This window comes from Mycobacterium pseudoshottsii JCM 15466 (assembly GCF_003584745.1).
Classification (GTDB): domain Bacteria; phylum Actinomycetota; class Actinomycetes; order Mycobacteriales; family Mycobacteriaceae; genus Mycobacterium; species Mycobacterium marinum.
Window position 1 is genome coordinate 2,804,613 of sequence record NZ_AP018410.1, and the last position, 22,898, is coordinate 2,827,510.

Below are 22,898 nucleotides of genomic sequence, written 5' to 3' on the forward strand. Positions count from 1 at the left end.
CCATTACGCCGGCTGGTCCCGGGCCAGTCTGTCCCGCAAGCTCTTTGGTCGGATGTCGGGCCAGTTCTGCTCGATGTAGTCCAGACACTCGGCACGCGTGCCCTCGCCATGGACCACCCGCCAGCCTGCTGGCACATCAGCGAAGGTCGGCCACAAGCTGTGCTGCTCTTCGTGGTTGACCAAAACCAAGAAGGTCCCAGCCTCATCGTCGAACGGATTGATACTCACCGGCATTCCCTCTCATGGATTTGACGCTAGGCCCCTACGCCGCGGACCCGTTCCCACTGCCGCAGGGATGCGACATTGCTTGATCCCTCGTCGGCGCGGCTCTCCTGCAACGGTTTCGACGATCGCTCGTGATGGCTCTTGGCTAGTTCACGCGCAATCACGAGCCGCATCGCCTCCTCGGTACCGCCCGCCACGGAGCCGCAGAGAAAGTCGAGCGCACATTGGTAAAGGCGTGCTTCTTCCTGAAGCCCGTAACTGCCGCACAACTCCATCGCGTCAATGCAGCCGTCAAAGCCCGCCTGCATCCCGTACAGCTTGAGCGCCGCGGACTCGAGATCGATGGATTCGTCGCGCAGGTAGCGGTCAAGAGTCGAATGAGCCAACGCGATGGTCATCAGCCTGCTCACCGCCACATCGGAGATACGGCGCTGAATGTGCTGGTGGGTCGCTATCGGCTTGCCGCGAACCTGACGGTTGATCGAGAAGGCGAGCATCTGGTCGAGTACCTGGTCCAAGATGCCGATCGTGCCGAAACCGCTGAGCAGCCGTTCGGGGCCGATGACCCCATGAAGAATTTCGTTACCACGGCCAGCGCCGAGCACATGAATCTTGGGTATCGCGACGCTATCGAATCTGATCGAACCTACCGGCGAGGTGCGCATGCCGGCGGGGGCCAGCGGAGGCGAGCAGTTCACACCGGGCCACGACGATTCCACCAGCACCGCGGACATACCGCCCGTGGCCTCGTCAGCGCACCAGACGAGGATTACGTCGGCGATCGGTGCGTTGGTGATGTGCCATTTGGCGCCGTCGAGGTAGAGACCGCCAGGACCTCGGCGCAGGCGAGTCTCGGGATGAAAGGCGTCGCTACCGCCGTGGGGCTCCGTTGTCGCGAATGCCAGGATGATCTTCCCTGAAACCGCGGGCGCCAAGTATGCCTCCCGCACCTCCTGGCTGGCGTATTGATCGAGGATGGGAATCGTCAAGATCGCTTGGACGCCCGTGGAGATGTTGAACCCCAGGTGGCACGATCCGCTCGTCAGGCCATGTGTCGCCGCGGCGTAGGTCAATACCTGCCGCTTCATCTGTCCGCCGAGCGCGGCGCGGAACAAGCCGGCGTCAGCAACATCGCACCATAGATCGTGCGGGAATTGCCGCTGTGCCCAGCGTTCTGCCAGCGCGGCACGATGTCGCACCCCGATGGCGTGATACTGATCTCTGATTTGTTCGTACTCGGCCAGCCACTCCACTTGACTTCAACCTCCTTGGTTTTCGCCCGCACGCGGGGGCGCGTCATGGGTACTGCATTCACGCTTCTCATCGACTGAACGCTCGAACACACCGGCGTCGATGAGGGGGAACGCGTGAGCTGTGGTGCTGGTCAGGGTGCCGTGGTCGCTTGCCGTGGGCACCGTGACTTCGGAACTCATGGGTGCCGGCGCCGCATGATGCGCAGCGAGCTGCTTGCCGCCGCCGGCATGTCTTGAAGGCGCAGGGCTCCGGCGTTGTTGATTAGCAGGCTTGTGAGCTGGGTTGATGATCTTTGGTGCCGCGCTATTGGGGCCGGAGTGTAGGCACGGGCTATCTGGAGAACGATCGAGTTGGTTACTGTTCGTCGTTGGTCTGGAGTTGCCCGTGCCTACCGTTTCAGTATTGCCTGTGTCGTCGGTTCCAGAGGTGTTCGACCGCTGGAGTCCTGGTGAGCGCAGCGAGCTCATCGGATCGGAGTTTCTCGATGTGTTGGCCTCGGTGCCAGACCCGAGGGACCCACGCGGTCGGAGGTATTCGCTGATGGCTTTGTTGGCGATCGCGGTTCTGGCCACTGCCGCGGGGATGCGCGGCTATGCTGGTTTTGCCACATGGGCGGCCACCGCTCCCGATGATGTGTTGGCCCAATTAGGGGTCCGGTTCCGGCGGCCCAGTGAGAAGACCTTCCGCGCTGTTTTGTCTCGGCTAGACCCCGCCGACCTCAACGCCAGGATGGGCAGTTACTTCACTGCACACGTGGCCAGCAGCGACCCCAGTGGATTGGTGCCGATCGCGTTGGACGGCAAGATGCTGCGTGGTGCTTTACGCGCCAAAGCGACAGCCACGCATCTCGTGTCGGTGTTCGCCCACCGTGCCCGATTGGTGCTCGGTCAACTCGCTGTCGCCGAGAAAAGCAATGAAATTCCCTGCGTACGCGCCCTGCTCACGCTGCTGCCGGGTAGCTTGCGGTGGCTGGTCACCGTGGATGCGATGCATACCCAGGTCGTCACCGCGAAGTTGATCTGCGCCACCTTGAAGTCGCACTACCTGATGATCGTCAAGCCCAACCAAGCCAAAATACTTGCGCGTATCACCGCGCTGCCCTGGGCCGAGGTGCCCACAGCCGCTACCGACGACTCCCGCGGCCACGGCCGTGTCGAGACCCGCACCCCGCAAATCATCACCGCTGCACGAGGAATCGGCTTCCCCTACGCAAAACAAATCATCCGGATCACTCGTGAACGCTTGATCACCGCCACCGACCAGCGCAGCGTGGAGGTGGTCTATGCCATCTGCAGCCTGCCGTTCGAGCACGCCCGCCCTACCGCGATCATGACCTGGATGCGTCAACACTGGGGAATCGAGAACAGCCTGCACTGGATACGCGACGTCACCTTCGACGAAGACCGTCAAAGGGCACATACCGGAAACGGCGCACAGGTCCTAGCAACGCTACGCAACACCGCGATCAATCTGCACCGCCTCAACGGCGCCGACAACATCGCCGAAGCCTGCCGGATCACCGCTTTGACCGCCAACCGCCGCCTAGACCTCCTCAATCCACAATTCCCCAGCTCACAAGCCCGCTAATCAACAACGCCGGAGCCCTGGGGCTCGCCCGAAGCCGCAAATGGTCGCCGCTAATTTTGTGGACCATCAGAAGCTACCTACTATCGCACCGATTGGCGGGTACTGCGTTCGTCGATGATCACCGTATCCGAGGCGCCGGGGCAATGGTGGAGTTTTATTGAAAAACCACATATGTGATTCGGATTTAGCTACGAGAACAGGTCGGCGCGCTGGGGCGGCGACTAATTCAGAACTCGATGAATTATTTGCATCGGGATAATTCGTGACTTGGTGAATTCTAACGCCAATCGCGATGGCTGGTGATTGCCTTCCGAATTATCCCGATCTTGATGCGCCGGGGGGATCATCGCCATCTGTCGCACCTTGGGGTCGACGCGGCGGCGTCTCATCGATCGTTGCAGTCTGGCTGGTTGAGGCGCACCTGGGTCGCCCCCTGGACGGTGTGTCTCACTGCGTAGATGTCTCCTGAGTTGCCGTGCTGTAATAGCAGGTAAAGGCGATTTATGCGCCGCGTTGGGCACGCTGGCGCGACGCTTCACGACCGCGATCGGGCGCGTTGGTCGCGGCGCTGATGCCCGGGGCCAGTTGGGCATGGCCGTCGATTTTCGGGGATGAGAACCGGCCGCTGATTGCCGCCGCCGTTGGGCAAGTCGATCCGCCGGCTCGTCAAGCCGTGTTGGTAATTGGCACATGCCCACTGGCGCTAAGCACATTCCGGCCGGGCAAGAGGGGTGCACCTGGAATTCTTGAAGAGTTAACACGAGACCTTGTCCAGTTATCGACGGACGTGGTTGAATCAGACGCCGTGACGCGGGTTGTCTTTGTAACCGCTATTGGCGAGTTCTAGACGATCTCCTTTGATGTCCGGCGAGCGCCCCGAGGGGAGAAAACAATGAGTAGGTTCGATCGGTTGGTTGCGAGCACCACGGAGATTTATGACAAGCGGATCGATAATCATCCGGGACTGGCGCTGGTGCTGGAGGGGCGAATGAAGCGGGAGCATTACATTCGTTACCTTCGCGAAATGTATCATGTCGTTTGCCATACAACCCGAATTTATTCGCTCGCCGGCGCCCGGCTCGGAAACGAAGATCGGAAACTCCGGGATTGGTTCTTTGATGAATCGCACGAAGAGAACAACCACGACCTGATGGCCGTCAACGATCTGCGGGCCTATGGCGAGGATCCCGAGTGCGTTCTAGCGGAGCCTCCGATGGCTGGGGCGTGGGGCATCATCTCGCAGGGCTACTACCTGGCCACATATGGCAACCCCTTGGGGATACTCGGTGTCGCCAGCGTCACCGAGGCGGTAGGCGCGACCCTCACCGGAGTCGTGGCGCGGGAACTGGTCGAGCAATATGGATTCGAACCGAAACAGACGACGTTTCTGCGGGCGCATTCGGGATTCGACGTCAAACACATCGAAGATGTGAAAAAGGCGGTGAACAACCTGGTCCGAGATTCCGGCTTCGACTCAATCGTCCAGGGTCGTCGCATGACCATCCATTTCTACTCGCAGATGTTCGACGACATCCTGGAGGCGTCGACGGTCTAGCCGCTTTGCCGGTGATCGCGGCCTGACAAGGCATCGCTGACGGCTCCCACCGCCGGGCGAGCGCGATCGGGCATTGATGGTTGCCTGCGGGTCTCCCGGCGCAGGCGGACGCAGCCGTTAGACTTTCCTGCGATGTCCACCCTGACGTGCTTCACAACGCATCGCGATCGGGCATGAACGATCACCCAGACAGCGGTGTCTCGGTCGGCTTGACCGGTAGGCCACCGCGGGCTATCCCAGACCCCAAGCCGCTGAGCTCACACGGGCCCGCCAAGGTCGTTGCGATGTGCAACCAGAAGGGCGGGGTGGGCAAGACCACGTCGACCATCAACCTGGGCGCCGCGCTGGCCGAGTACGACCGACGAGTGCTGCTGGTGGACATGGATCCCCAGGGTGCGCTGTCGGCGGGCCTGGGAGTGGCCCACTACGAGCTGGAAAAGACCATCCACAACGTGCTGGTGGAGCCCCGGGTGTCCGTCGATGACGTGCTCATCCATACCCGGGTGAAGAACCTGGACCTGGTGCCCAGCAACATCGACCTGTCGGCCGCCGAGATTCAGCTGGTCAACGAGGTGGGCCGGGAACAGACGCTGGGGCGGGCGCTCTACCCGGTGCTGGATCGCTACGACTACGTGCTGATCGACTGCCAGCCCTCCCTGGGGCTGCTTACCGTCAATGGGCTGGCCTGCGCCGACGGTGTCGTCATCCCGACCGAATGCGAGTACTTCTCGCTGCGTGGCCTGGCGCTGCTGACCGACACCGTGGAGAAGGTGCGCGACCGGCTGAACCCCAGGCTGGACATCAGCGGCATCCTGCTCACCCGCTATGACCCGCGCACGGTCAACTCCCGGGAGGTCATGGCCCGCGTCGTCGAACGATTCGGTGACCTAGTGTTCGATACCGTGATCACCCGCACGGTTCGTTTCCCGGAGACCAGCGTCGCCGGCGAACCCATTACGACGTGGGCCCCCAAGTCCGCTGGCGCCTTGGCCTATCGCGCGTTGGCCCGTGAGTTCATCGACCGATTCGGCGTGTGAACGGCACCGAGAGCTCAGCGGCGGAACCTCAGAACGGCTACCCGGACAGTTTCCGAGTACGGCTGACCAACTTTGAGGGGCCGTTCGACCTGCTGCTACAGCTGATCTTTGCGCACCGACTCGACGTCACCGAGGTGGCGTTGCACCAGGTCACCGACGACTTCATCGCCTACACCAAAGCCATCGGCGCCCAGCTGGACCTGGAGGAGACCACCGCGTTCTTGGTGGTGGCCGCGACCTTGCTGGACCTCAAGGCGGCGCGGCTACTGCCGGCCGGCCGGATGGACGATGAAGAGGACCTCGCCCTGCTCGAGGTTCGTGACCTGCTCTTTGCCCGGTTGCTGCAGTACCGCGCGTTCAAGCACGTCGCCGAGATGTTCGCCGAGCTGGAGGCCACCGCGCTGCGCAGCTACCCGCGGGGTGTGTCGCTCGAGGATCGCTACGCCACGCTACTTCCCGAGGTGATGCTCGGCGTTGACGCCGAGCGCTTCGCCCAGATCGCCGCGGTCGCGCTGACTCCGCGGCCGGTGCCCACGGTGGCCATCGGGCACCTGCATGAACAGACGGTGTCGGTTCCCGAGCAGGCCAAGCACCTGCTGACCATGCTGGAGTCGCGCGGCACCGGCCAGTGGGCATCGTTTTCGGAGCTGGTGGCCGACTGCACGGCGCCAATGGAGATCGTCGGCCGCTTCCTGGCGCTGCTCGAACTGTATCGGAGCAGGGCGGTAGCATTCGACCAGTCAGAGCCCCTTGGCGTGCTCCAGGTTTCGTGGACCGGGGAACGACCGACCAGCGAAGCCTTGGTAGAAGTGCGAGATCAATAATGACCGAACAAGTACCCGATCCCGAGCTGGGCTCGGAACTGTCCTCGGGCATTCCCGACATCGCCGAGCCCGCCGAGATGGAACCCGAAGAACTCGGCTCGGTGCTGGAGGCGCTGCTGCTGGTGATCGACACCCCAGTGACCGCCGAGACGCTGGCGACGGTGATCGACCAACCGGTGTACCGGGTGGCGGCCAAGCTGCGGCTGATGGCCGACGAACTCATCGAACGCGACAGCGGCATCGACCTGCGGCACAACAGCGAGGGCTGGCGGTTGTACACCCGCTCCCGATTCGCGCCCTATGTGGAGAAGCTGTTGCTCGATGGCGCCCGAACCAAGCTCACCAGGGCGGCTTTGGAGACGCTGGCGGTGGTGGCCTACCGTCAGCCGGTCACGCGGGCGCGGGTGAGCGCGGTGCGCGGGGTCAACGTGGATGCCGTGATGCGAACCCTGCTGGCGCGCGGCCTGATCACCGAGGTGGGCAACGATGAGGACAGCGGTGCGGTGACGTTTGCGACCACCGAGTTGTTCCTGGAGCGGTTGGGGTTGACGTCGCTGACCGAACTGCCCGATATCGCGCCGCTGCTGCCCGACATCGACAGCATCGAGGACCTGAGCGCCTCGCTGGACACCGACCCGCGATTCATGAAACTCGCCGGCACCCAGCCCTCCGATCAGTCGGTGACCTTCGATGTGGACCGAGACTGATGACAGACACCGAGGATTTCGAACAGGAACGCGGCATCCGCCTGCAAAAGGTGTTGTCCCAGGCGGGGATTGCCTCGCGGCGGGCCGCGGAGAAGCTGATCATCGACGGGCGCGTCGAGGTGGATGGCCAGGTGGTCACCGAGCTGGGGACCCGGGTCGACCCGGACACCTCGCTGATCCGGGTCGACGGAGTCCGGGTCATTCTCGATGATTCGCTGGTCTACCTGGCCCTCAACAAGCCGCGCGGCATGCACTCGACCATGTCCGACGACCGCGGCCGGCCGTGTATCGGTGACCTGATCGAGCGCAAGGTCCGGGGCAACAAGAACCTCTTTCACGTCGGGCGGTTGGACGCCGACACCGAAGGGCTGATCCTGCTGACCAACGACGGTGAGCTGGCACACCGGCTGATGCATCCCTCCCACGAGGTGCCCAAGACGTATCTGGCCACCGTCGCCGGGACGGTACCGCGGGGTCTGGGTAAAAAGCTCAGGGCGGGAATCGAATTGGAGGACGGGCCGGTCCGCGTCGACGGATTCGCCGTGGTGGATGCGATACCCGGCAAGACATTGGTACGGGTGACACTGCACGAGGGCCGGAATCGAATCGTGCGCCGGATGCTGGCCGCGGTGGGATTTCCGGTGCAGGCGCTGGTGCGCATCGATATCGGTGGGGTGTCGCTGGGCGAACAGCGCCCGGGCAGTGTCCGGGCGTTACGCCGCGACGAAATCGGCCAGCTGTACAAGGCGGTTGGGCTGTGAGCGGCATGAGCGTATTGAGTGAAACGAGCGGACGAGCGTAGTGAGTGTTGGAACGAGCGGAACGAGCGTAGTGAGTGCCGGAACGAGCGGAACGAGCGGAACGAATGAGCCCGCGCCGGTCGGGTTAGTCGTCGCGATCGACGGCCCGGCCGGCACCGGAAAATCCTCGGTGTCAAGGGGATTGGCTCGCGGTCTGGGATCACGGTTCCTGGACACCGGGGCGATGTACCGGATGGTCACCCTGGCCGTGCTGCGCGCCGGAATCGACCCGGCCGACGAGCAGGCGGTGGCCGATTGCGCGGCGAGCGCGCAATTGTCGGTGGGATACGACCCGGACGCCAGCAAGTTTTTCCTTTCGGGAGAAGACGTTTCCGCCGAGATCCGCGGTGACGACGTGACGCGGGCGGTCTCGGCGGTGTCGGCGGTGTCGTCGGTGCGCCAGCGGCTGGTCAATCTGCAGCGCGCGATGGCCGAGGGGACGGACAGCATCGTCGTGGAGGGCCGCGACATCGGCACCGTGGTGTTCCCCGATGCGCGGGTGAAGATCTTCCTGACCGCGTCGGCCGAGACGCGGGCACGGCGGCGCAACGACCAAAACGTCGCGTCCGGCCTGGCCGACAATTACGAGGCGGTGCTGGCCGATGTGCGTCGGCGCGACCACCTCGACTCGACCCGGGCGGTGTCGCCGTTGCGCGCGGCGGCGGATGCGATCGTCGTCGATACCAGCGAGATGACCGAGGCCGAGGTGATCGCTCATCTGACCGAGTTGGTGACGCAGCGAAGCGGTGCGGCGCGGTGACGCAAGACGGCACCTGGTCCGACGAAAGCGATTGGGAGCTCGACGACGCCGATCTGGCCGACCTGGCCGAGGCCGCGCCTGCCCCGGTGTTGGCGATCGTGGGCCGGCCCAACGTCGGAAAGTCAACCCTGGTCAACAGGATCCTGGGCCGGCGCGAAGCCGTGGTGCAGGACATCCCGGGCGTGACGCGTGACCGCGTCTCCTACGACGCCTTGTGGAATGGACGCCGGTTCGTCGTCCAAGACACCGGGGGATGGGAGCCCGACGCCAAGGGGCTACAGCAGCTGGTGGCCGAGCAGGCGTCGGTGGCGATGCGCACCGCCGACGCGGTGGTCCTGGTGGTCGATGCCACCGTCGGTGCCACCACCGCCGACGAGGCGGCAGCCCGCATCCTGCTGCGCTCGGGCAAACCGGTGTTCCTGGCGGCCAACAAGGTCGACAGCGACAAGGCCGAAGCCGACGCGGCGACCTTGTGGTCGATGGGCCTCGGCGAGCCCCACGCCATCAGCGCCATGCACGGCCGCGGCGTGGCAGATCTGCTCGACACGGTGTTGAAAAAGCTGCCCGAGGTGGCCGAGTCGGTCTCCGCGGGCGGGGGACCGCGGCGGGTGGCGCTGGTCGGCAAGCCCAACGTGGGTAAGAGCTCGCTGCTGAACAAGCTGGCCGGCGACGAGCGCTCGGTGGTGCACGACGTCGCGGGCACAACCGTCGATCCGGTGGACTCGCTGATCGAACTGGGCGGCAAGGTGTGGCGGTTCGTCGACACCGCGGGCTTGCGCCGCAAGGTCGGCCAGGCCAGCGGACACGAGTTCTATGCCTCGGTGCGCACGCGCGGGGCCATCGACGCCGCCGAGGTGGTGGTGCTGCTGATCGACGCCTCCCAACCGCTCACCGAACAGGACCTGCGGGTGCTGTCGATGGTGATCGAAGCGGGCCGGGCCGTGGTGCTGGCCTACAACAAGTGGGATCTGGTCGACGAGGACCGGCGCGACCTGCTCGACCGCGAGATCGATCGCGAGCTGGTGCAGATCCGCTGGGCGCAACGGGTCAACATCTCCGCCAAGACCGGACGCGCCGTGCAGAAACTGGTGCCGGCGATGGAGACCGCACTGGCATCCTGGGACACCAGGATCCCGACCGGCCCGTTGAACAGCTGGATCAAAGAGGTGGTGGCGGCCACCCCGCCGCCGGTGCGCGGCGGCAAGCAGCCGCGGATCCTGTTCGCCACCCAGGCCACCGCCCGCCCGCCGACGTTCGTGCTGTTCACCACCGGCTTCCTGGAAGCCGGCTACCGGCGGTTCTTGGAGCGGCGGCTGCGCGAGACGTTCGGGTTCGAGGGCAGCCCCATCCGGATCAATGTTCGGGTCCGCGAAAAGCGGGGGGCCAAGCGCCCCGGCAGGCGCTAGGCCCGCGGACCTGGGCTCGGGCCCAGGTGTCGCGCAGGTCACTCGGGCCTTGCGCGGAGGCGTGGTTGGACTGAGGTAGGCTTTCGACCTGCTGCCGATGCAGACATCGGCGGCAACGGGCTGTGGCGCAGTTTGGTAGCGCACTTGACTGGGGGTCAAGTGGTCGCAGGTTCAAATCCTGTCAGCCCGACCAGAACGTTCTTACTCAAACCAGTGACCGAAAAGATACTGGCCAAGGTGAGCGACTCCGTTCCGGTAGATCTAGGAGCCCCTGCTTGACGGGGGTTTTCTTCATTCATAGCGGCTACTGCGTCGCTCTGAGTCGGGACAGAGTTGCCCTTCGCCCTATGCTGTGCAAACACGTGCGCTGCCTCCTCTAGCTCAGCGAACAGCGGCGTCCTTTGATCGTTGGCAACTTCCGTGTCATCGATGTAGAAGCGCTCATAGAAGGTTTGATTTAGGTGACGACGGACTTCGTTGGGTACGTTCGCGTATAGCGATTGCGGATCTTCGACCAGGTGCAATGCATCGCGGAGCACCGATGCTCCGATTGCCAGCTCTTTACTCGTGCTCGCGAGGCTGGCTTCGATGTTTGCTCGCTCCATCTTCAGCGCGTTGAGCTTGGAGCGAATCTTGTCCCGTGGCATCTCGCCGTCAGCCGCGAGGTCGATGAGCCGTGATTCCCTCACATCGATCTGCTTCAACCGGCGCGTCATGCTGGCGTGCAACTCCCGCGTGTTTGCCTGAGAGTCGCTGACTGTATCCGCCAGGAGCCTCCTCACATCCTGAATGAAATCGTCAGGGAGCCGCAGCGTGGTGTAGTGTTCAGCGATTGCCTTTTCGATGAGTTCGACGCGCAGGTGCGGCAGGTCGCATAATCCCTCTTGACGTCCTCGGCATGCGTAGTACGCGTACTTTCCGCCGTTGCCTGTGACTTCCGTGTAGATCATTCGCGAAGTCCGTCCCGCGTGGTGGCAGCGTTGGCAGAACAGCGCTCCCTTGAGGTAGTGCTGGTGGACGCGATCGCGTTGTCCTCGGGCGCTGCGAGCATGGAGCACGTCTTGGGCGCGGTCGAAGAGAGCTTGACTGACGATTGGTTCGTGGCGACCGGGGTACATATCGCCCTTATAGGTGACAAAGCCTACGTAGTAGGGATCGCTAAGCATTCGGTGCAGTTTCGAGGCTGAGACTGGGGTCCCCTTGGGGGAGCGCCTGTTTGGTCGGGCTGTCAAGCCTAGGTCTGCCATTGTCGCTTCTAGCCGTTCGACGGAGTACTCGCCTGTCGCGTACAGCTCCCAGGCTTTTCGTACGAGCGGTGCTCGTTCCGGGTCTAGGGCGATGGTGTTGATCTGGCGGCCTTCGTAGTCGACACGTACGTTTTTGTAGCCCAATTTGGCGAGTGAGACGGTGCCGCCTGCCTTGGCCTTATTGCGCATTTTCGTCTGGACGTCCAGACCCTGCAGAGTGTTCTGCAGGCCGTTCATGATGTCGAGCATCCCTTCCATGGCCACGGCGGTCGGGCCTTCGCCGAAGTCCTCTTTGGCCGAGACCAGTCGGACGCCGAGCTTCTTGAGTTGTGTCTGGACGATCGCTGCGTCGAAGTGATTGCGGAAAGCGCGCGAGCGCATATAGACGATGACGTACTTGATACCTCGGCGCTGATGGACATACGCCAGTAGTTCTTTGAACACCGGGCGCTCGTCAAGCGTCTTGGCTGAATGCCCGGGCTCTATAAACTCTCGATCGATCTTCACCCCCATGCTGTCTGCCTTGGTACCGGTGACCTCGCGTTGGGTAGTGATGGAATTGCCGTCCGGGTCGATGTCGATCGCCGTGTAGAGCTGCTTCTTGGTGGAGACCCGCAGATATGTCACTGCTAGGTCGAGACTAGGGACGCTGGCGTCATTACGGTCAGTCACGTTCAAGCTCCTTGTGCGAGATCAAAGCTGGGGTCGTACTCGTGGACAACTGCGTCAAAGTGAGTCTCGATCTCCCGCAGCACGTCCTCGGGCAATTTGGGGTATCTCGCACGGAGATACGGCCCGATCGAGGGCAACTCGCCAGCCGCAATCCATCCAACAATCGTGAACAAGTCGATGGCCGGTATACCGAGGACACCTCCGATCGCCCTGAGGCTCTCCGCCTTCGGGGTAGGGATCATGCCTTGCTCGATACGCCATACCGTTCCGCCGTCAACGCCAGCTCGGCTGCCTACTTCAGCTACGCTTAAGCCGGATGCTTTACGCTTATTTTTGAGCAGGTTTATCAGCTGCACTGTTTGTTCTGGTGTCATAATCAGAATTGTCTCCTTTTGTACCCTCCATTGTGCAATGAATTGTTGAATTAATTCAATGGTAGACAATTCCACAACACGTAAAATTAGTGCAGGCTGTGCTGATCGTCGCGCTGCTAACGAGGGGCAATAGATATGAACATCATCGGTTGGGCGGTAATAATCGCCGTCGCGTTGTATGTCATTTATAAGGTGGCTCAGTGGTTTGAGGACGCCTGTTATAGGTGGGGTGAGGAAGAGCGCGAAGAACGTCATAGGCAATGGGATCAGGACGACTTCGAGGACGCGATGGAAGAAGTCGCCTGGCGCGACGAACTGAAGCGCAAGGCAGCCAAGAAGCGCTTCGACGAAGCGCAGCGGGCTATGGCTGAAAATGTCTACGAGCGTCAGGCGTATGAGATAAACAAACGCTTCAACGAACGTCGCGCTGCCGAACGCGATATCGACCTGTTCGGTGATTTCAAGTAAGGAGAAGAAACGATGTGCGAATGTACACCATCACGCGCTGAACTGCTACAGATGCGGTTTAACCACCTTGTAGCCGTCGTGGAGCGTGTACACTCGGCATCCGCTGAAGTACTGCGGAATGCCGTACAGCAGCGGCAGCACGTCCAAGCCGCTGTCGAGTACCGACGCCGTCAGCAGGCAATCAATCCGCCGCAGCCGAACTTTAACGAATTGTTCGGACTGGTGACACCGCGGAAGGTGCGCGAGTATGCGCCTGTAAGGACCCGTATGCGCTGACCCCGAGCGAGAATCGGCTTCATTTAACTAAACAGCGTTATGTTTAGCCTGTAACACATTAAGGGCACCCTTGAATGCGGTGCCCATTTTTTTTGCCTCAGCACGGGCGTCACGCCGGAAAGCCAAATGCCGCATGTAAGGCACGGCTTTCCGGCTCTTTCGTATAGAAGCAGCCCTGGTCGCGAATCCTGGCCAAAGTGGTGGGCATCAACGCCAAGACTCGTCAAGATCAGACCGTTTACGACCCGACGTGTGGCTCTGGCTCGCTGCTGCTCAAGGTGGCCGCCGAAGCCCCGCGTGGTATCACGATCTACGGCCAGGAGAAGGACAACGCTACGTGGGCGTTGTCCAAGATGAATATGTGGCTGCACGGCAACGAGGACGCCGAGATCGCCAAGGGTGACACCATCACTAGTCCGCAGTTCACCAAGGGCGCCGCACTTCGCACCTTTGACTTCGCTGTCGCTAATCCGCCGTTTTCCGTCAAGTCGTGGAACCACGGCCTCGAGAACGACTACGGCCGTTTTGAGTACGGCACGCCACCGGACAAGAACGGTGATTACGCCTTCCTGTTACACGTGTTGAAGTCGCTCAAGAGCACCGGCAAGGCGGCGATCATCCTGCCGCATGGCGTGCTGTTCCGTGGCCATGCCGAGGCTACGATCCGCCGGCGACTGCTCGAACATGGCTTTATCAAAGGGATCATCGGCCTACCTCCAAACCTGTTCTACGGCACCGGCATTCCAGCTTGCATTGTGATACTTGATAAGGAGAATGCGACCGGGCGCACGGGCGTGTTCATGATCGACGCCTCCACGGGTTTCATGAAAGACGGGCCGAAGAACCGCCTGCGCAGCCAGGATATCCACAAGATTGTCGATACGTTCAACAAGCAGGTCGAGATTGAGCGCTACTCGCGCTTGGTGCCGCTCAAGGAGATCGCCGATGCCAAAAACGACTACAACCTGAACATCCCCCGCTACATCGATTCGTCTGCACCCGAGGACATTCAGGACTTACACGCTCATCTGCACGGTGGCATCCCCGATCGTGATCTCGATGCGCTCGATGATTATTAGCAGGCCTTTCCGGGCCTCCGCAGCGTGTTGTTTACCGAGAACCGTCCGGGTTACAGCGATCTCGCAATTGACATCGCAAATGTCCATCAGACGGTGCTTGAGTCTGCCAAGTTCAAGAAATTCGCGCACAAAGTCGATGAAGTGGTCGATGAGTGGTTCGCGGCACGCCGATCGCACTTGGCGAAGATCGACGAGAACACCAAGCCCGCGGAGTTGATCGGTGAGATCAGCGACGACTTGCTGGCACGGTTCAAGTCGATACCACTGCTGGACGAATACGACGTCTACGAGCAGCTGATGACCTACTGGAATGAAACTACGATGCACGACGACGTGTTCATGATCATGAACGACGGCTGGCTCGGTGCGGCTTAGCCCCGCAAGACAATTGAGGACAAAGACCGCAAGCTATCCGAGACACCTGATCTCGTCATGGGCTCCGGTCGCAGCGCCATTAAGTACAAGATGGACTTGGTTCCGCCCGCGCTGATGGTGTCCACCTACTACTACGACACCCAGGCGCAGATCGATGAACTGACCGCAAGGGCCGAGGTCGCAACCCAGGCCGTCGAGGAATACGTCGAGGAGCACGCCGTCGAGGATGGATTGCTGGCGGCGGCGATGGACGAGGACAAGATCACCAAAGCGCTCGCCGCGGCGCGGCTACGCGTCGTTAAGCGCGAGAAATCTGACCCCGATGAGATCAAGGCGCTTGAGCACCTGATCAAGCTCTACGACGCCGACGCAGCGGCCAAGAAAGCAGTCAAGGACGTCCAGGCAAAACTCGATGCCGCCGTGTTGAAGGAGTACGGCAATCTCACCGAAGACGACGATGTGAACTCCCTCGTGCTGGACGAGAAGTGGCATGCGACAGTCAGGAGCCGGATTGCCGGCGAGGTTACGTCACTCGCCCACAACCTGGTGGCGCGTATCCAGCAGCTCGGGGAGCGCTACGCCCAGACGGTCAGCGCGCTCGACTCGGAGCTTGCCGACGTCCAGGCGAAGGTCGCCCAGCACCTTTTAGCGATGGGGGTCAAATGACGACTGGGCTGACACAAGATGACTGGTACCGGGTCACTCTTTCTGACGCGACACGACCGGATGCGCCTATCGGCTACGGCATCGTTCAACCAGGGCCGAATACGCAGGGCGGAGTGCCTGTCGTAGCAATTCGAGATCTTCCAAGGCCCTCGATGGCAAAGTTGCATCGCAGCGCTCCAGCTATCGAAGCTGCCTATCGTAGAAGCCGGGTTGCAGGTGACGATCTACTGGTTTCTGTCAAGGGAACAACCGGACGTATAGGCCTCGTTCCCAAAGGATTTCGTGGAAACATCAGTCGCGATGTCGCGCGGATACGGCTCCGCGCCGAGCATGACCCGGAGTTTTGGTTTCAGCTGCTTCAATCATCTGAAGCTCGGCAGACTTTGAAGAAGGCTGCAGTTGGTTCGACGCGGCAAGAACTATCTATCTTGACTCTCCGCAGTCTTCTGTTCGCAGTCCCTGGCCGTGTTGAGCAACAGGCGATTGCGGCGCGCCTCATGGACACTGATTCGCTGATCTCGACCTTCGAACGCCTCATTGCAAAGAAGCAGGCGATCAAGGAGGGGATGATGCAGCAGCTCCTGACCGGCCGAACAAGGCTGCCCGGGTACGCGAAGCCCTGGCGAGATCTGCACGCCGGGGATGTTGGCTACTTCAAGGGCGGGAGCGGCTTTCCAGTGAGCCATCAGGGAGCAGCGTTTGGCAAGTTTCCGTTCTTCAAGGTCTCTGACATGAACAAGGCGGGAAACCAGCTGTTCATGACTTGGGCGAACAACTACATCTCAGAATCACAGCGCAAACAGATCGGTACGATCGTCATGCCCACCGGCGCAATCGTCTTCGCGAAGGTTGGCGCTGCTGTTTTCCTCGAGCGAAAATGGATCCTTGCTCAGCCAAGTTGTATCGACAACAATATGGCTGCGTTCATGCCGGACACGTCTTCCGCAGATGTTCGCTTCGTTTACTACGTCCTTACAAACTTTCCTATGGCCTCGCTCGTTGCAACGGGCGCACTACCGTCACTCAATGGTCGGCAACTACGGTCCATTCCACTCTCGATGCCCACTCAGGGCTCCGGCGTTGTTGATTAGCAGGCTTGTGAGCTGGGTTGATGATCTTTGGTGCCGCGCTATTGGGGCCGGAGTGTAGGCACGGGCTATCTGGAGAACGATCGAGTTGGTTACTGTTCGTCGTTGGTCTGGAGTTGCCCGTGCCTACCGTTTCAGTATTGCCTGTGTCGTCGGTTCCAGAGGTGTTCGACCGCTGGAGTCCTGGTGAGCGCAGCGAGCTCATCGGATCGGAGTTTCTCGATGTGTTGGCCTCGGTGCCAGACCCGAGGGACCCACGCGGTCGGAGGTATTCGCTGATGGCTTTGTTGGCGATCGCGGTTCTGGCCACTGCCGCGGGGATGCGCGGCTATGCTGGTTTTGCCACATGGGCGGCCACCGCTCCCGATGATGTGTTGGCCCAATTAGGGGTCCGGTTCCGGCGGCCCAGTGAGAAGACCTTCCGCGCTGTTTTGTCTCGGCTAGACCCCGCCGACCTCAACGCCAGGATGGGCAGTTACTTCACTGCACACGTGGCCAGCAGCGACCCCAGTGGATTGGTGCCGATCGCGTTGGACGGCAAGATGCTGCGTGGTGCTTTACGCGCCAAAGCGACAGCCACGCATCTCGTGTCGGTGTTCGCCCACCGTGCCCGATTGGTGCTCGGTCAACTCGCTGTCGCCGAGAAAAGCAATGAAATTCCCTGCGTACGTGCCCTGCTCACGCTGCTGCCGGGTAGCTTGCGGTGGCTGGTCACCGTGGATGCGATGCATACCCAGGTCGTCACCGCGAAGTTGATCTGCGCCACCTTGAAGTCGCACTACCTGATGATCGTCAAGTCCAACCAAGCCAAAATATTTGCGCGTATCACCGCGCTGCCCTGGGCCGAGGTGCCCACAGCCGCTACCGACGACTCCCGCGGCCACGGCCGTGTCGAGACCCGCACCCTGCAAATCATCACCGCTGCACGAGGAATCGGCTTCCCCTACGCAAAACAAATCATCCGGATCACTCGTGAACGCTTGATCACCGCCACCGACCAGCGCAGCGTGGAGGTGGTCTATGCCATCTGCAGCCTGCCGTTCGAGCACGCCCGCCCTACCGCGATCATGACCTGGATGCGTCAACACTGGGGAATCGAGAACAGCCTGCACTGGATACGCGACGTCACCTTCGACGAAGACCGTCAAAGGGCACATACCGGAAACGGCGCACAGGTCCTAGCAACGCTACGCAACACCGCGATCAATCTGCACCGCCTCAACGGCGCCGACAACATCGCCGAAGCCTGCCGGATCACCGCTTTGACCGCCAACCGCCGCCTAGACCTCCTCAATCCACAATTCCCCAGCTCACAAGCCTGCTAATCAACAACGCCGGAGCCCTGTGCCGGCACTGATCTCGAAATGGGAGCAAAAGCTCGATCTCAAGGTGCCACGATGGAGCATCCGCCGCATGAAGACTAAGTGGGGATCGTGCAACCGCGAGACCCGACATATCTGGATCAACGTCGAACTCGCCAAGAAGCACCCAGACTGCTTGGAGTACATCCTCGTCCACGAGATGACCCACTACCTTGAACGCAACCACGGCGAGCGCTTTACAACACTCATGGACGGTTTCATGCCCGACTGGCGCAGTCGGCGTGACCAGCTGAACGACGCTCCGCTGTCGGAGGAGGATTGGGAACAGCGCCGTGCTTGAATCAATGAGTGACCATCGGGAGCGCACGCGGCGGTTGGTCCACGTAAACAACTTTCGGGGAGAGCTGCTGCCGCATGACTGACAACGTATTACGCACACCGCTCTGGGACGACAACCCCTCGGAAGTCGATCTGCTGGGCTTCGACGCTGTCGTTGCTCCCATCGTAGATGCCATCGTGGCGGAGGAACTCGATCCACTGACGATTGGGGTTCATGCGAAGTGGGGCGGCGGCAAATCGACCGTGCTGAACCTTATTGACGACGCGCTCTTCGACGTCGACGGTGTCCGCGTAGTCAGTACAAACCCGTGGGAGTTCGATGATCACGAGGATGTCAAGGGCACCATTATCGCGGAAGTGCTCGACGGTTTGCGCGAGCACTTTGATCAAGATGCCGGCCTAACCGAGAAGATCGGAGAGCTGCTCGGGCGGATCAGCTGGTCACGGGTTGGCACAGTCGTGGCGAAAGGAGTTCTCACCCAAACGTTGGACTTCGCGGGCTTGGCGGAGGCCTTGAAGCCGAAGTCGCGCAACTCACCTGAATCGATGGCTGGCTTCAAGACAGAATTTGGCAAGCTGATCGATTCATTGCCGGATACACGACGCATTGTCGTTTTGGTTGATGACCTGGATCGCTGTATGCCCTCCGCGACGGTCGCCACCTTGGAGGCAATCAAGCTCTTTCTCTCCGTGTCTGGCATGGTTTTCGTCATCGCAGCCGATCAGGACATGGTTCGTGATGCCATCGCGATGAACCTCGGGGGGTCGCCGGAGTCCAGCCGATATGCCCAGCGCTACCTCGACAAGATTGTCCAGCTGCCGGCTTCTTTGCCGTTCCTGCCTGCGCATGAGGCAGACGCGTACCTCGGGCTTCTGCTTGCGAAGGCCGGATTGGATGACGACGCATTCACGGCCCTCGTCGCCCACGCGAGCGACCGTCGCAAGGCGAACAAGGTTCCGCTGCTGTCTGAAATGGACGGCCTTGCGGCCAAGCCCGATGACGACACACTCAGACTCGCAAGTCAGCTCGTCCACGGCCTGCGAAGCGACAAGGTCGTCAATCCGCGTGACATCAAGCGTTTTCTCAACGCTTTTCAAGTCCGAAACCGAATCGCGCAGGCACGCGGCGTAAGCGTTCGTGCGGATGTTCTCGCGAAGCTGCTCTTGCTCGAAGATCGCTTCAGGGTAGATTTCGAGAAGCTGGTCAACACGCCTGATCTGGAGCGAAAAACACTGCTGGACACCTGGCAGAAGTGGGCTTCGGGAGAGGGCAGCGCCAAGCCCGAGGGCGTTTCTGAGGATAGTAGAGAATGGGCTGCGGCTGAGCCCGACCTGTCGTCGGAGAAAATCGGCCCATACCTGACTCTTGCCGCGTCGCTTGCTATTACACGCCAGAGCGGCACGCCGCTTGACGCGGAGCTTGCTGCCCTATTGGCCGAATTGACCGGTGACTCAGAGACTCTGCGACGCACGGCGGTCGACAAACTCGTCGAGCGGTCGGAAGATGATCAGCGCATTGCGATTGAGGCGCTGTTCGCCCAGGCGCGCCGACAAGATGAGGGCGGGTCGACCATCAGCTCGCTTATCGACATCGCGGGAACGGCTCCCGCTCTCGCTCAAGACGTTGCCGCTGGACTGAAAGAGAGCTGCTGGAAGCAGATTGACGTGGGCAATGCCGTCGAGATGGCGAGTTCAAAGGTCCCCGAAATTGCGACCGTGGCGCGACAACTGGCTGAAGACGAGGTGATCGATGCAGAGGTGAGGCAGGCGGCCCTTAACGTGCTCGATGGAGGTACTAATTAATGGGCACTTCAGGCTCGTATGGCGGGAGTGCCAAGCAGGTTTGGAAGGACGCTCGGCAGCAGATTCTTGACCTCCCGCCGGGCGCTGGCAGTGGTGATTCGGGAGGCGGCGAGCAGCCAAGCGAGAAACCTCTGGAAGATCTTTGGGGATCGATCGGTGATGCGCTTGATTCCGACGATCCCTCGCCTCACCGGCCGATAGTCGACGAATCGAAGATCGCGTTACCCGCGCTGATCCCATGGCTCGGCCGCCCCGGCAGAGGGTCCAGCGGCTCTGATGGCGGTAGCGACGGTGGAGGCAACGGACGGGTCCGCTCGGGAGCGGGACGCCAAGGCTCTGGTTTTCGCCGGCAGGTGACTCGGAGTGCTGTACGTGGCGGCGCCGCGCTCGGTGCCGCATACGCCGTTCGTAGGGGCGACGCCGACTACTTGAAGGAGCTTGGGCTCGACCTCACTCGTTTGCAGGGCCTTAGCCCGATACGGCAGTGTGCCGAGATTCTTGACGCGGTGCTCGGAGAAGGCGCTCATCCGGACGAAATGGCACTACGCAAGGCGTCACTTGAGGCTCTCAAAGATGTTCTGACGAAGGGTGAACCACCGGATGAGATGGTGTCGCTGCGGGCTTTCGTTGTGAGCTATGTCTTTGAGGTATCTCTGGTGGAGCTACAGCGACAGGTAAACGAGGGTGCTCTTTCACCTGATGGCGTGGCGAAGAAAGAGCGCACGATCCGTGTCTATCTCGAAAAGCGGGTCCAGAATCTACCTATTCCTGGCGGAGGAGTCATCCAGCCGCGTGATCTGCGAACGCGTGCGGCCGAGCTGACAAAGGAAGTGATTAAGCTGGTGCGAGCACGCGGCGGAGGCACGCCGTGAACCTAGAGGTCCGCCCGGTCCAGTCGCAGCCGATCCACCACGACTTCACGCAAGTTGGGTGGGGAGAGCCAGGGGAGTCCGATTCGGACGTCGACGCGTCGCTGAACGCGTGGCTGTCACAACTCGGTGATGTCAGTGACCGGGTCATCGATCTTGTTCGACTTGCAGGCGCGGCGTACATTGCCGACCGGCTTCGACCCCGTGGCGCCGGCTTCTCCCGAACGATGCGTGTCCATGTCCATCTCACCGATGTCGCAGCGTGGACGCCGCTACTCGCGCAGTTTGAACGATTGCTGGATTGGGTGTCGGGGGATGCGTGGGAACTGAGCGCATCCGATGCCACCGCGCCGCGACCAGTCCTGGGCCAGCAGCCGTTCATCCCGCCCGATGATGTGCCCGACGCCGTCTCACTTCTCAGCGGCGGGCTCGACTCGTTCAGCGGTGCTGTGCTGAAGGGCGCGCCCGGACTGTTCCTCTCGCACACCGACAATCCAACGGTGACTGGCGCCCAGAGGCGCACATGGAATTGGTTGACTAGCAACGGGGTCGAGGGCGAGTGTGTCCGACTCTCGCTGAATGAAGCCAGTCGCAAGCGTGAGAACACAACACGTACTCGTGCACTCCTCTTCTATGCCCTGGCTGTGGCTCTCGCTGATGCTCGTGGCATAGATCGCGTCGAAGTGCCTGAGAACGGGTTTACAGGGCTCAATCTTTCGCTTGGTAACGACAGAGGGGACGTGTTGTCAACCCGATCCACGCATCCGTGGACCATGCACCTGATGCAAAGACTGCTCGATGACGCTGGGATCGATATTGAACTCGTGAACCCTTACGAATGGCAGACAAAGGGTGAACTGGTGCGGGCAGCGGCGGATGTCTGCCCGGCATTCGCTGAAGGGTTGGTGACAACACTGTCGTGCGCGAAGCTCGACGGGCGGACGTACAAGGGCGGGAATCCTAACTTGAACTGCGGTCTCTGCGTCGCTTGCCTTACACGTAGGGCTTCGATTCGTGCGGCGGGTCTTGAGGACAAGACTCCTTACCTTGCAACGATATTGACCGGCACGTCACTTGACCAGCTTCGCTCCCGACGTGGACTCGATGTCAGGGCAGTTATGAGCCGGGTGGAGGCCGAGATCGACGAATTCACGCTTCTGGAGAATGGTCCGTACCCTGATGACTTTGACCTCTCGGCAGCCGCTGAGCTCTGCCGTCGCGGATTTGCGGAGCTTGCGGTAGTGCTTGCGGAGCTGACGTAGTGGGCCTGCCTAGCTTGGATTGTCACGCGCATGTATCGCCTAGCGTCACGAACCGTCAGATCGCTCAGCTTGGTACGGCAATCGTCTTTGCCATGACCCGGGAGCCCGCGGAGGCAGTCGAGGCCGCGCAACGCCGCGACCACAACATCCTCTGGGGCTGCGGAGCACACCCCTCATACGTCGCGCGTGGCGGAGCTGTCGACCTCGACGAGTTCGCCCGTTGTGCAACGGGCTTCGCCATCGTCGGAGAGATCGGCATGGACCGTCGAAGCGGTAACCTGCATCATCAGGCGGAAGTGTTCGATGCACTACTCGATCGACTCAAGGACGAGCCAGTGCTCTTGTCAGTACACAGCGCAGGCTGCACGGCGGAGGTCGCCAAGATCGTCCGCCTACGCCGGACTCAAGGTGTAATCATGCACTGGTTTTCCGGCCGGCCCGAAGAGGTCGACGAGCTGCTATCGCTTGGGTGCTATTTCTCAGTGAACACAGCCATGCGCCGTGAAATCCTCACCGCTCTGCCGCTAGACCGGCTTCTACCGGAGACCGACTTCCCAGTTGCTCGAAGGCGTACTGGGAGCAAGCCTGGTGACACTGACCAGCTTGAGAAGCTTCTCGCCGAGATCCACGACTCTGATCCAATGCACGTGCGGCGTCAGTTCTACCGAAACCTCAGACGGATGTCTGTCGGCACAGGGGCGATCGATCGAATGCCGATGCACGTAGCGGACTTGCTGCTCGCCGCATAAAGTCGTGCTTCCGATCGGACGTGGCTGGAACCAATTCGCTCATGCGTCGGGGTTAACGATTGCGCCATCGACAGCCGCTACAACGACAAGCGTCCAACTCGGCGCGCCTAAGCTACCAATATGGAGTGAGATCTGCTGCTGGTTGGTCTCGATC

Annotated in this window: 24 protein-coding genes and 1 tRNA gene; 20 read left to right on the forward strand and 5 right to left on the reverse strand. The window is 61.2% G+C overall.

The features are described 5' to 3' along the window. Nucleotides 1-3: 3 nt before the first annotated feature. The 3 genes from MPSD_RS12680 to MPSD_RS28100 are packed head-to-tail and all read right to left on the reverse strand — an operon-like array spanning nucleotide 4 to nucleotide 1,658. On the reverse strand, nucleotides 4-228 hold the full coding sequence (locus MPSD_RS12680) for an MbtH family protein (RefSeq protein WP_011739810.1): 225 nt from the start codon (nucleotides 226-228) through the stop codon (nucleotides 4-6). Nucleotides 229-254: 26 nt separating this feature from the next. Continuing rightward, entirely contained in the window at nucleotides 255-1,478 is a 1,224-nt protein-coding gene (locus MPSD_RS12685; protein ID WP_086085429.1) for an acyl-CoA dehydrogenase family protein, read from the reverse strand. Between the two features lie 6 nt (nucleotides 1,479-1,484). Further along, nucleotides 1,485-1,658 (reverse strand): hypothetical protein, encoded by a 174-nt coding sequence (locus tag MPSD_RS28100; RefSeq protein ID WP_015355915.1) that lies wholly within the window; start codon nucleotides 1,656-1,658, stop codon nucleotides 1,485-1,487. Between the two features lie 205 nt (nucleotides 1,659-1,863). Here MPSD_RS28100 and MPSD_RS12695 point away from each other — a divergent pair, with 205 nt between their 5' ends. From MPSD_RS12695 to MPSD_RS12735, 9 genes are all read left to right on the forward strand, one after another. After that, nucleotides 1,864-3,066 carry an ISAs1-like element IS2404/ISMul1 family transposase gene (locus MPSD_RS12695; RefSeq protein ID WP_420811908.1) on the forward strand — a complete coding sequence of 401 codons (1,203 nt, stop codon included), beginning with the start codon at nucleotides 1,864-1,866 and terminating at the stop codon, nucleotides 3,064-3,066. Between the two features lie 892 nt (nucleotides 3,067-3,958). Continuing rightward, on the forward strand, nucleotides 3,959-4,621 hold the full coding sequence (locus MPSD_RS12700) for an iron-containing redox enzyme family protein (RefSeq protein ID WP_020787603.1): 663 nt from the start codon (nucleotides 3,959-3,961) through the stop codon (nucleotides 4,619-4,621). A gap of 173 nt (nucleotides 4,622-4,794) precedes the next feature. Then, nucleotides 4,795-5,658: a ParA family protein gene (locus tag MPSD_RS12705; RefSeq protein ID WP_020787602.1), complete on the forward strand. Its 864-nt coding sequence runs from the start codon at nucleotides 4,795-4,797 to the stop codon at nucleotides 5,656-5,658. Further along, the gene (locus MPSD_RS12710) at nucleotides 5,655-6,482 is read left to right on the forward strand and encodes a segregation/condensation protein A (protein ID WP_020787601.1); all 828 of its coding nucleotides are present in this window, start codon (nucleotides 5,655-5,657) and stop codon (nucleotides 6,480-6,482) included. Before MPSD_RS12705 ends, MPSD_RS12710 begins: the two co-directional genes overlap by 4 nt. Then, on the forward strand, nucleotides 6,482-7,189 hold the full coding sequence (gene scpB, locus MPSD_RS12715) for an SMC-Scp complex subunit ScpB (RefSeq protein ID WP_015355365.1): 708 nt from the start codon (nucleotides 6,482-6,484) through the stop codon (nucleotides 7,187-7,189). Before MPSD_RS12710 ends, scpB begins: the two co-directional genes overlap by 1 nt. Beyond that, on the forward strand, nucleotides 7,189-7,950 hold the full coding sequence (locus MPSD_RS12720; RefSeq protein ID WP_011741053.1) for a pseudouridine synthase: 762 nt from the start codon (nucleotides 7,189-7,191) through the stop codon (nucleotides 7,948-7,950). Before scpB ends, MPSD_RS12720 begins: the two co-directional genes overlap by 1 nt. A gap of 70 nt (nucleotides 7,951-8,020) precedes the next feature. After that, entirely contained in the window at nucleotides 8,021-8,749 is a 729-nt protein-coding gene (gene cmk, locus MPSD_RS12725) for a (d)CMP kinase (RefSeq protein WP_020787599.1), read from the forward strand. Next, nucleotides 8,746-10,155, forward strand: a complete 1,410-nt coding sequence (der, locus tag MPSD_RS12730) for a ribosome biogenesis GTPase Der (protein WP_012394265.1) — start codon at nucleotides 8,746-8,748, stop codon at nucleotides 10,153-10,155. The genes cmk and der overlap by 4 nt, the downstream gene beginning before the upstream one ends. Nucleotides 10,156-10,271: 116 nt before the next feature. Then, nucleotides 10,272-10,348, forward strand: a tRNA-Pro gene (locus MPSD_RS12735). Here MPSD_RS12735 and MPSD_RS12740 read toward each other — a convergent pair. Next, nucleotides 10,311-12,074, reverse strand: a complete 1,764-nt coding sequence (locus tag MPSD_RS12740) for a recombinase family protein (protein WP_165601485.1) — start codon at nucleotides 12,072-12,074, stop codon at nucleotides 10,311-10,313. The genes MPSD_RS12735 and MPSD_RS12740 overlap by 38 nt on opposite strands. Before the next feature lie 2 nt (nucleotides 12,075-12,076). Then, nucleotides 12,077-12,517, reverse strand: coding sequence for a helix-turn-helix domain-containing protein (locus MPSD_RS12745; protein ID WP_232022831.1), 441 nt, complete (start codon nucleotides 12,515-12,517; stop codon nucleotides 12,077-12,079). Nucleotides 12,518-12,583: 66 nt separating this feature from the next. On the opposite strand from MPSD_RS12745, the gene MPSD_RS12750 reads away from it, so the two are divergent. The 11 genes from MPSD_RS12750 (at nucleotide 12,584) to MPSD_RS12795 (ending at nucleotide 22,744) form a co-directional block, all read left to right on the forward strand. Then, nucleotides 12,584-12,916, forward strand: a complete 333-nt coding sequence (locus MPSD_RS12750; protein ID WP_020787596.1) for a hypothetical protein — start codon at nucleotides 12,584-12,586, stop codon at nucleotides 12,914-12,916. Nucleotides 12,917-13,392: 476 nt separating this feature from the next. After that, nucleotides 13,393-14,271 carry an N-6 DNA methylase gene (locus tag MPSD_RS29275; protein ID WP_232022832.1) on the forward strand — a complete coding sequence of 293 codons (879 nt, stop codon included), beginning with the start codon at nucleotides 13,393-13,395 and terminating at the stop codon, nucleotides 14,269-14,271. 93 nt (nucleotides 14,272-14,364) lie between these two features. After that, nucleotides 14,365-14,646, forward strand: a complete 282-nt coding sequence (locus tag MPSD_RS29280; protein ID WP_232022833.1) for a hypothetical protein — start codon at nucleotides 14,365-14,367, stop codon at nucleotides 14,644-14,646. 57 nt (nucleotides 14,647-14,703) lie between these two features. Beyond that, nucleotides 14,704-15,312: a hypothetical protein gene (locus MPSD_RS29285; RefSeq protein WP_020787593.1), complete on the forward strand. Its 609-nt coding sequence runs from the start codon at nucleotides 14,704-14,706 to the stop codon at nucleotides 15,310-15,312. After that, nucleotides 15,309-16,403, forward strand: a complete 1,095-nt coding sequence (locus MPSD_RS12760) for a restriction endonuclease subunit S (protein ID WP_086085803.1) — start codon at nucleotides 15,309-15,311, stop codon at nucleotides 16,401-16,403. The genes MPSD_RS29285 and MPSD_RS12760 overlap by 4 nt, the downstream gene beginning before the upstream one ends. Nucleotides 16,404-16,522: 119 nt before the next feature. Continuing rightward, nucleotides 16,523-17,725: an ISAs1-like element IS2404/ISMul1 family transposase gene (locus MPSD_RS12770; protein ID WP_420811909.1), complete on the forward strand. Its 1,203-nt coding sequence runs from the start codon at nucleotides 16,523-16,525 to the stop codon at nucleotides 17,723-17,725. Nucleotides 17,726-17,744: 19 nt separating this feature from the next. After that, complete coding sequence (locus tag MPSD_RS12775) at nucleotides 17,745-18,062, forward strand: M48 metallopeptidase family protein (RefSeq protein WP_232022834.1); 318 nt, start codon at nucleotides 17,745-17,747, stop codon at nucleotides 18,060-18,062. 74 nt (nucleotides 18,063-18,136) lie between these two features. Beyond that, nucleotides 18,137-19,864 (forward strand): KAP family P-loop NTPase fold protein, encoded by a 1,728-nt coding sequence (locus tag MPSD_RS12780; RefSeq protein WP_086085146.1) that lies wholly within the window; start codon nucleotides 18,137-18,139, stop codon nucleotides 19,862-19,864. Beyond that, nucleotides 19,864-20,736 (forward strand): hypothetical protein, encoded by an 873-nt coding sequence (locus tag MPSD_RS12785; protein WP_086085147.1) that lies wholly within the window; start codon nucleotides 19,864-19,866, stop codon nucleotides 20,734-20,736. The genes MPSD_RS12780 and MPSD_RS12785 overlap by 1 nt, the downstream gene beginning before the upstream one ends. Beyond that, nucleotides 20,733-21,995 carry a hypothetical protein gene (locus tag MPSD_RS12790; protein WP_086085148.1) on the forward strand — a complete coding sequence of 421 codons (1,263 nt, stop codon included), beginning with the start codon at nucleotides 20,733-20,735 and terminating at the stop codon, nucleotides 21,993-21,995. The genes MPSD_RS12785 and MPSD_RS12790 overlap by 4 nt, the downstream gene beginning before the upstream one ends. Beyond that, on the forward strand, nucleotides 21,995-22,744 hold the full coding sequence (locus MPSD_RS12795) for a TatD family hydrolase (RefSeq protein ID WP_036426643.1): 750 nt from the start codon (nucleotides 21,995-21,997) through the stop codon (nucleotides 22,742-22,744). Before MPSD_RS12790 ends, MPSD_RS12795 begins: the two co-directional genes overlap by 1 nt. Nucleotides 22,745-22,898 lie beyond the last annotated feature (154 nt).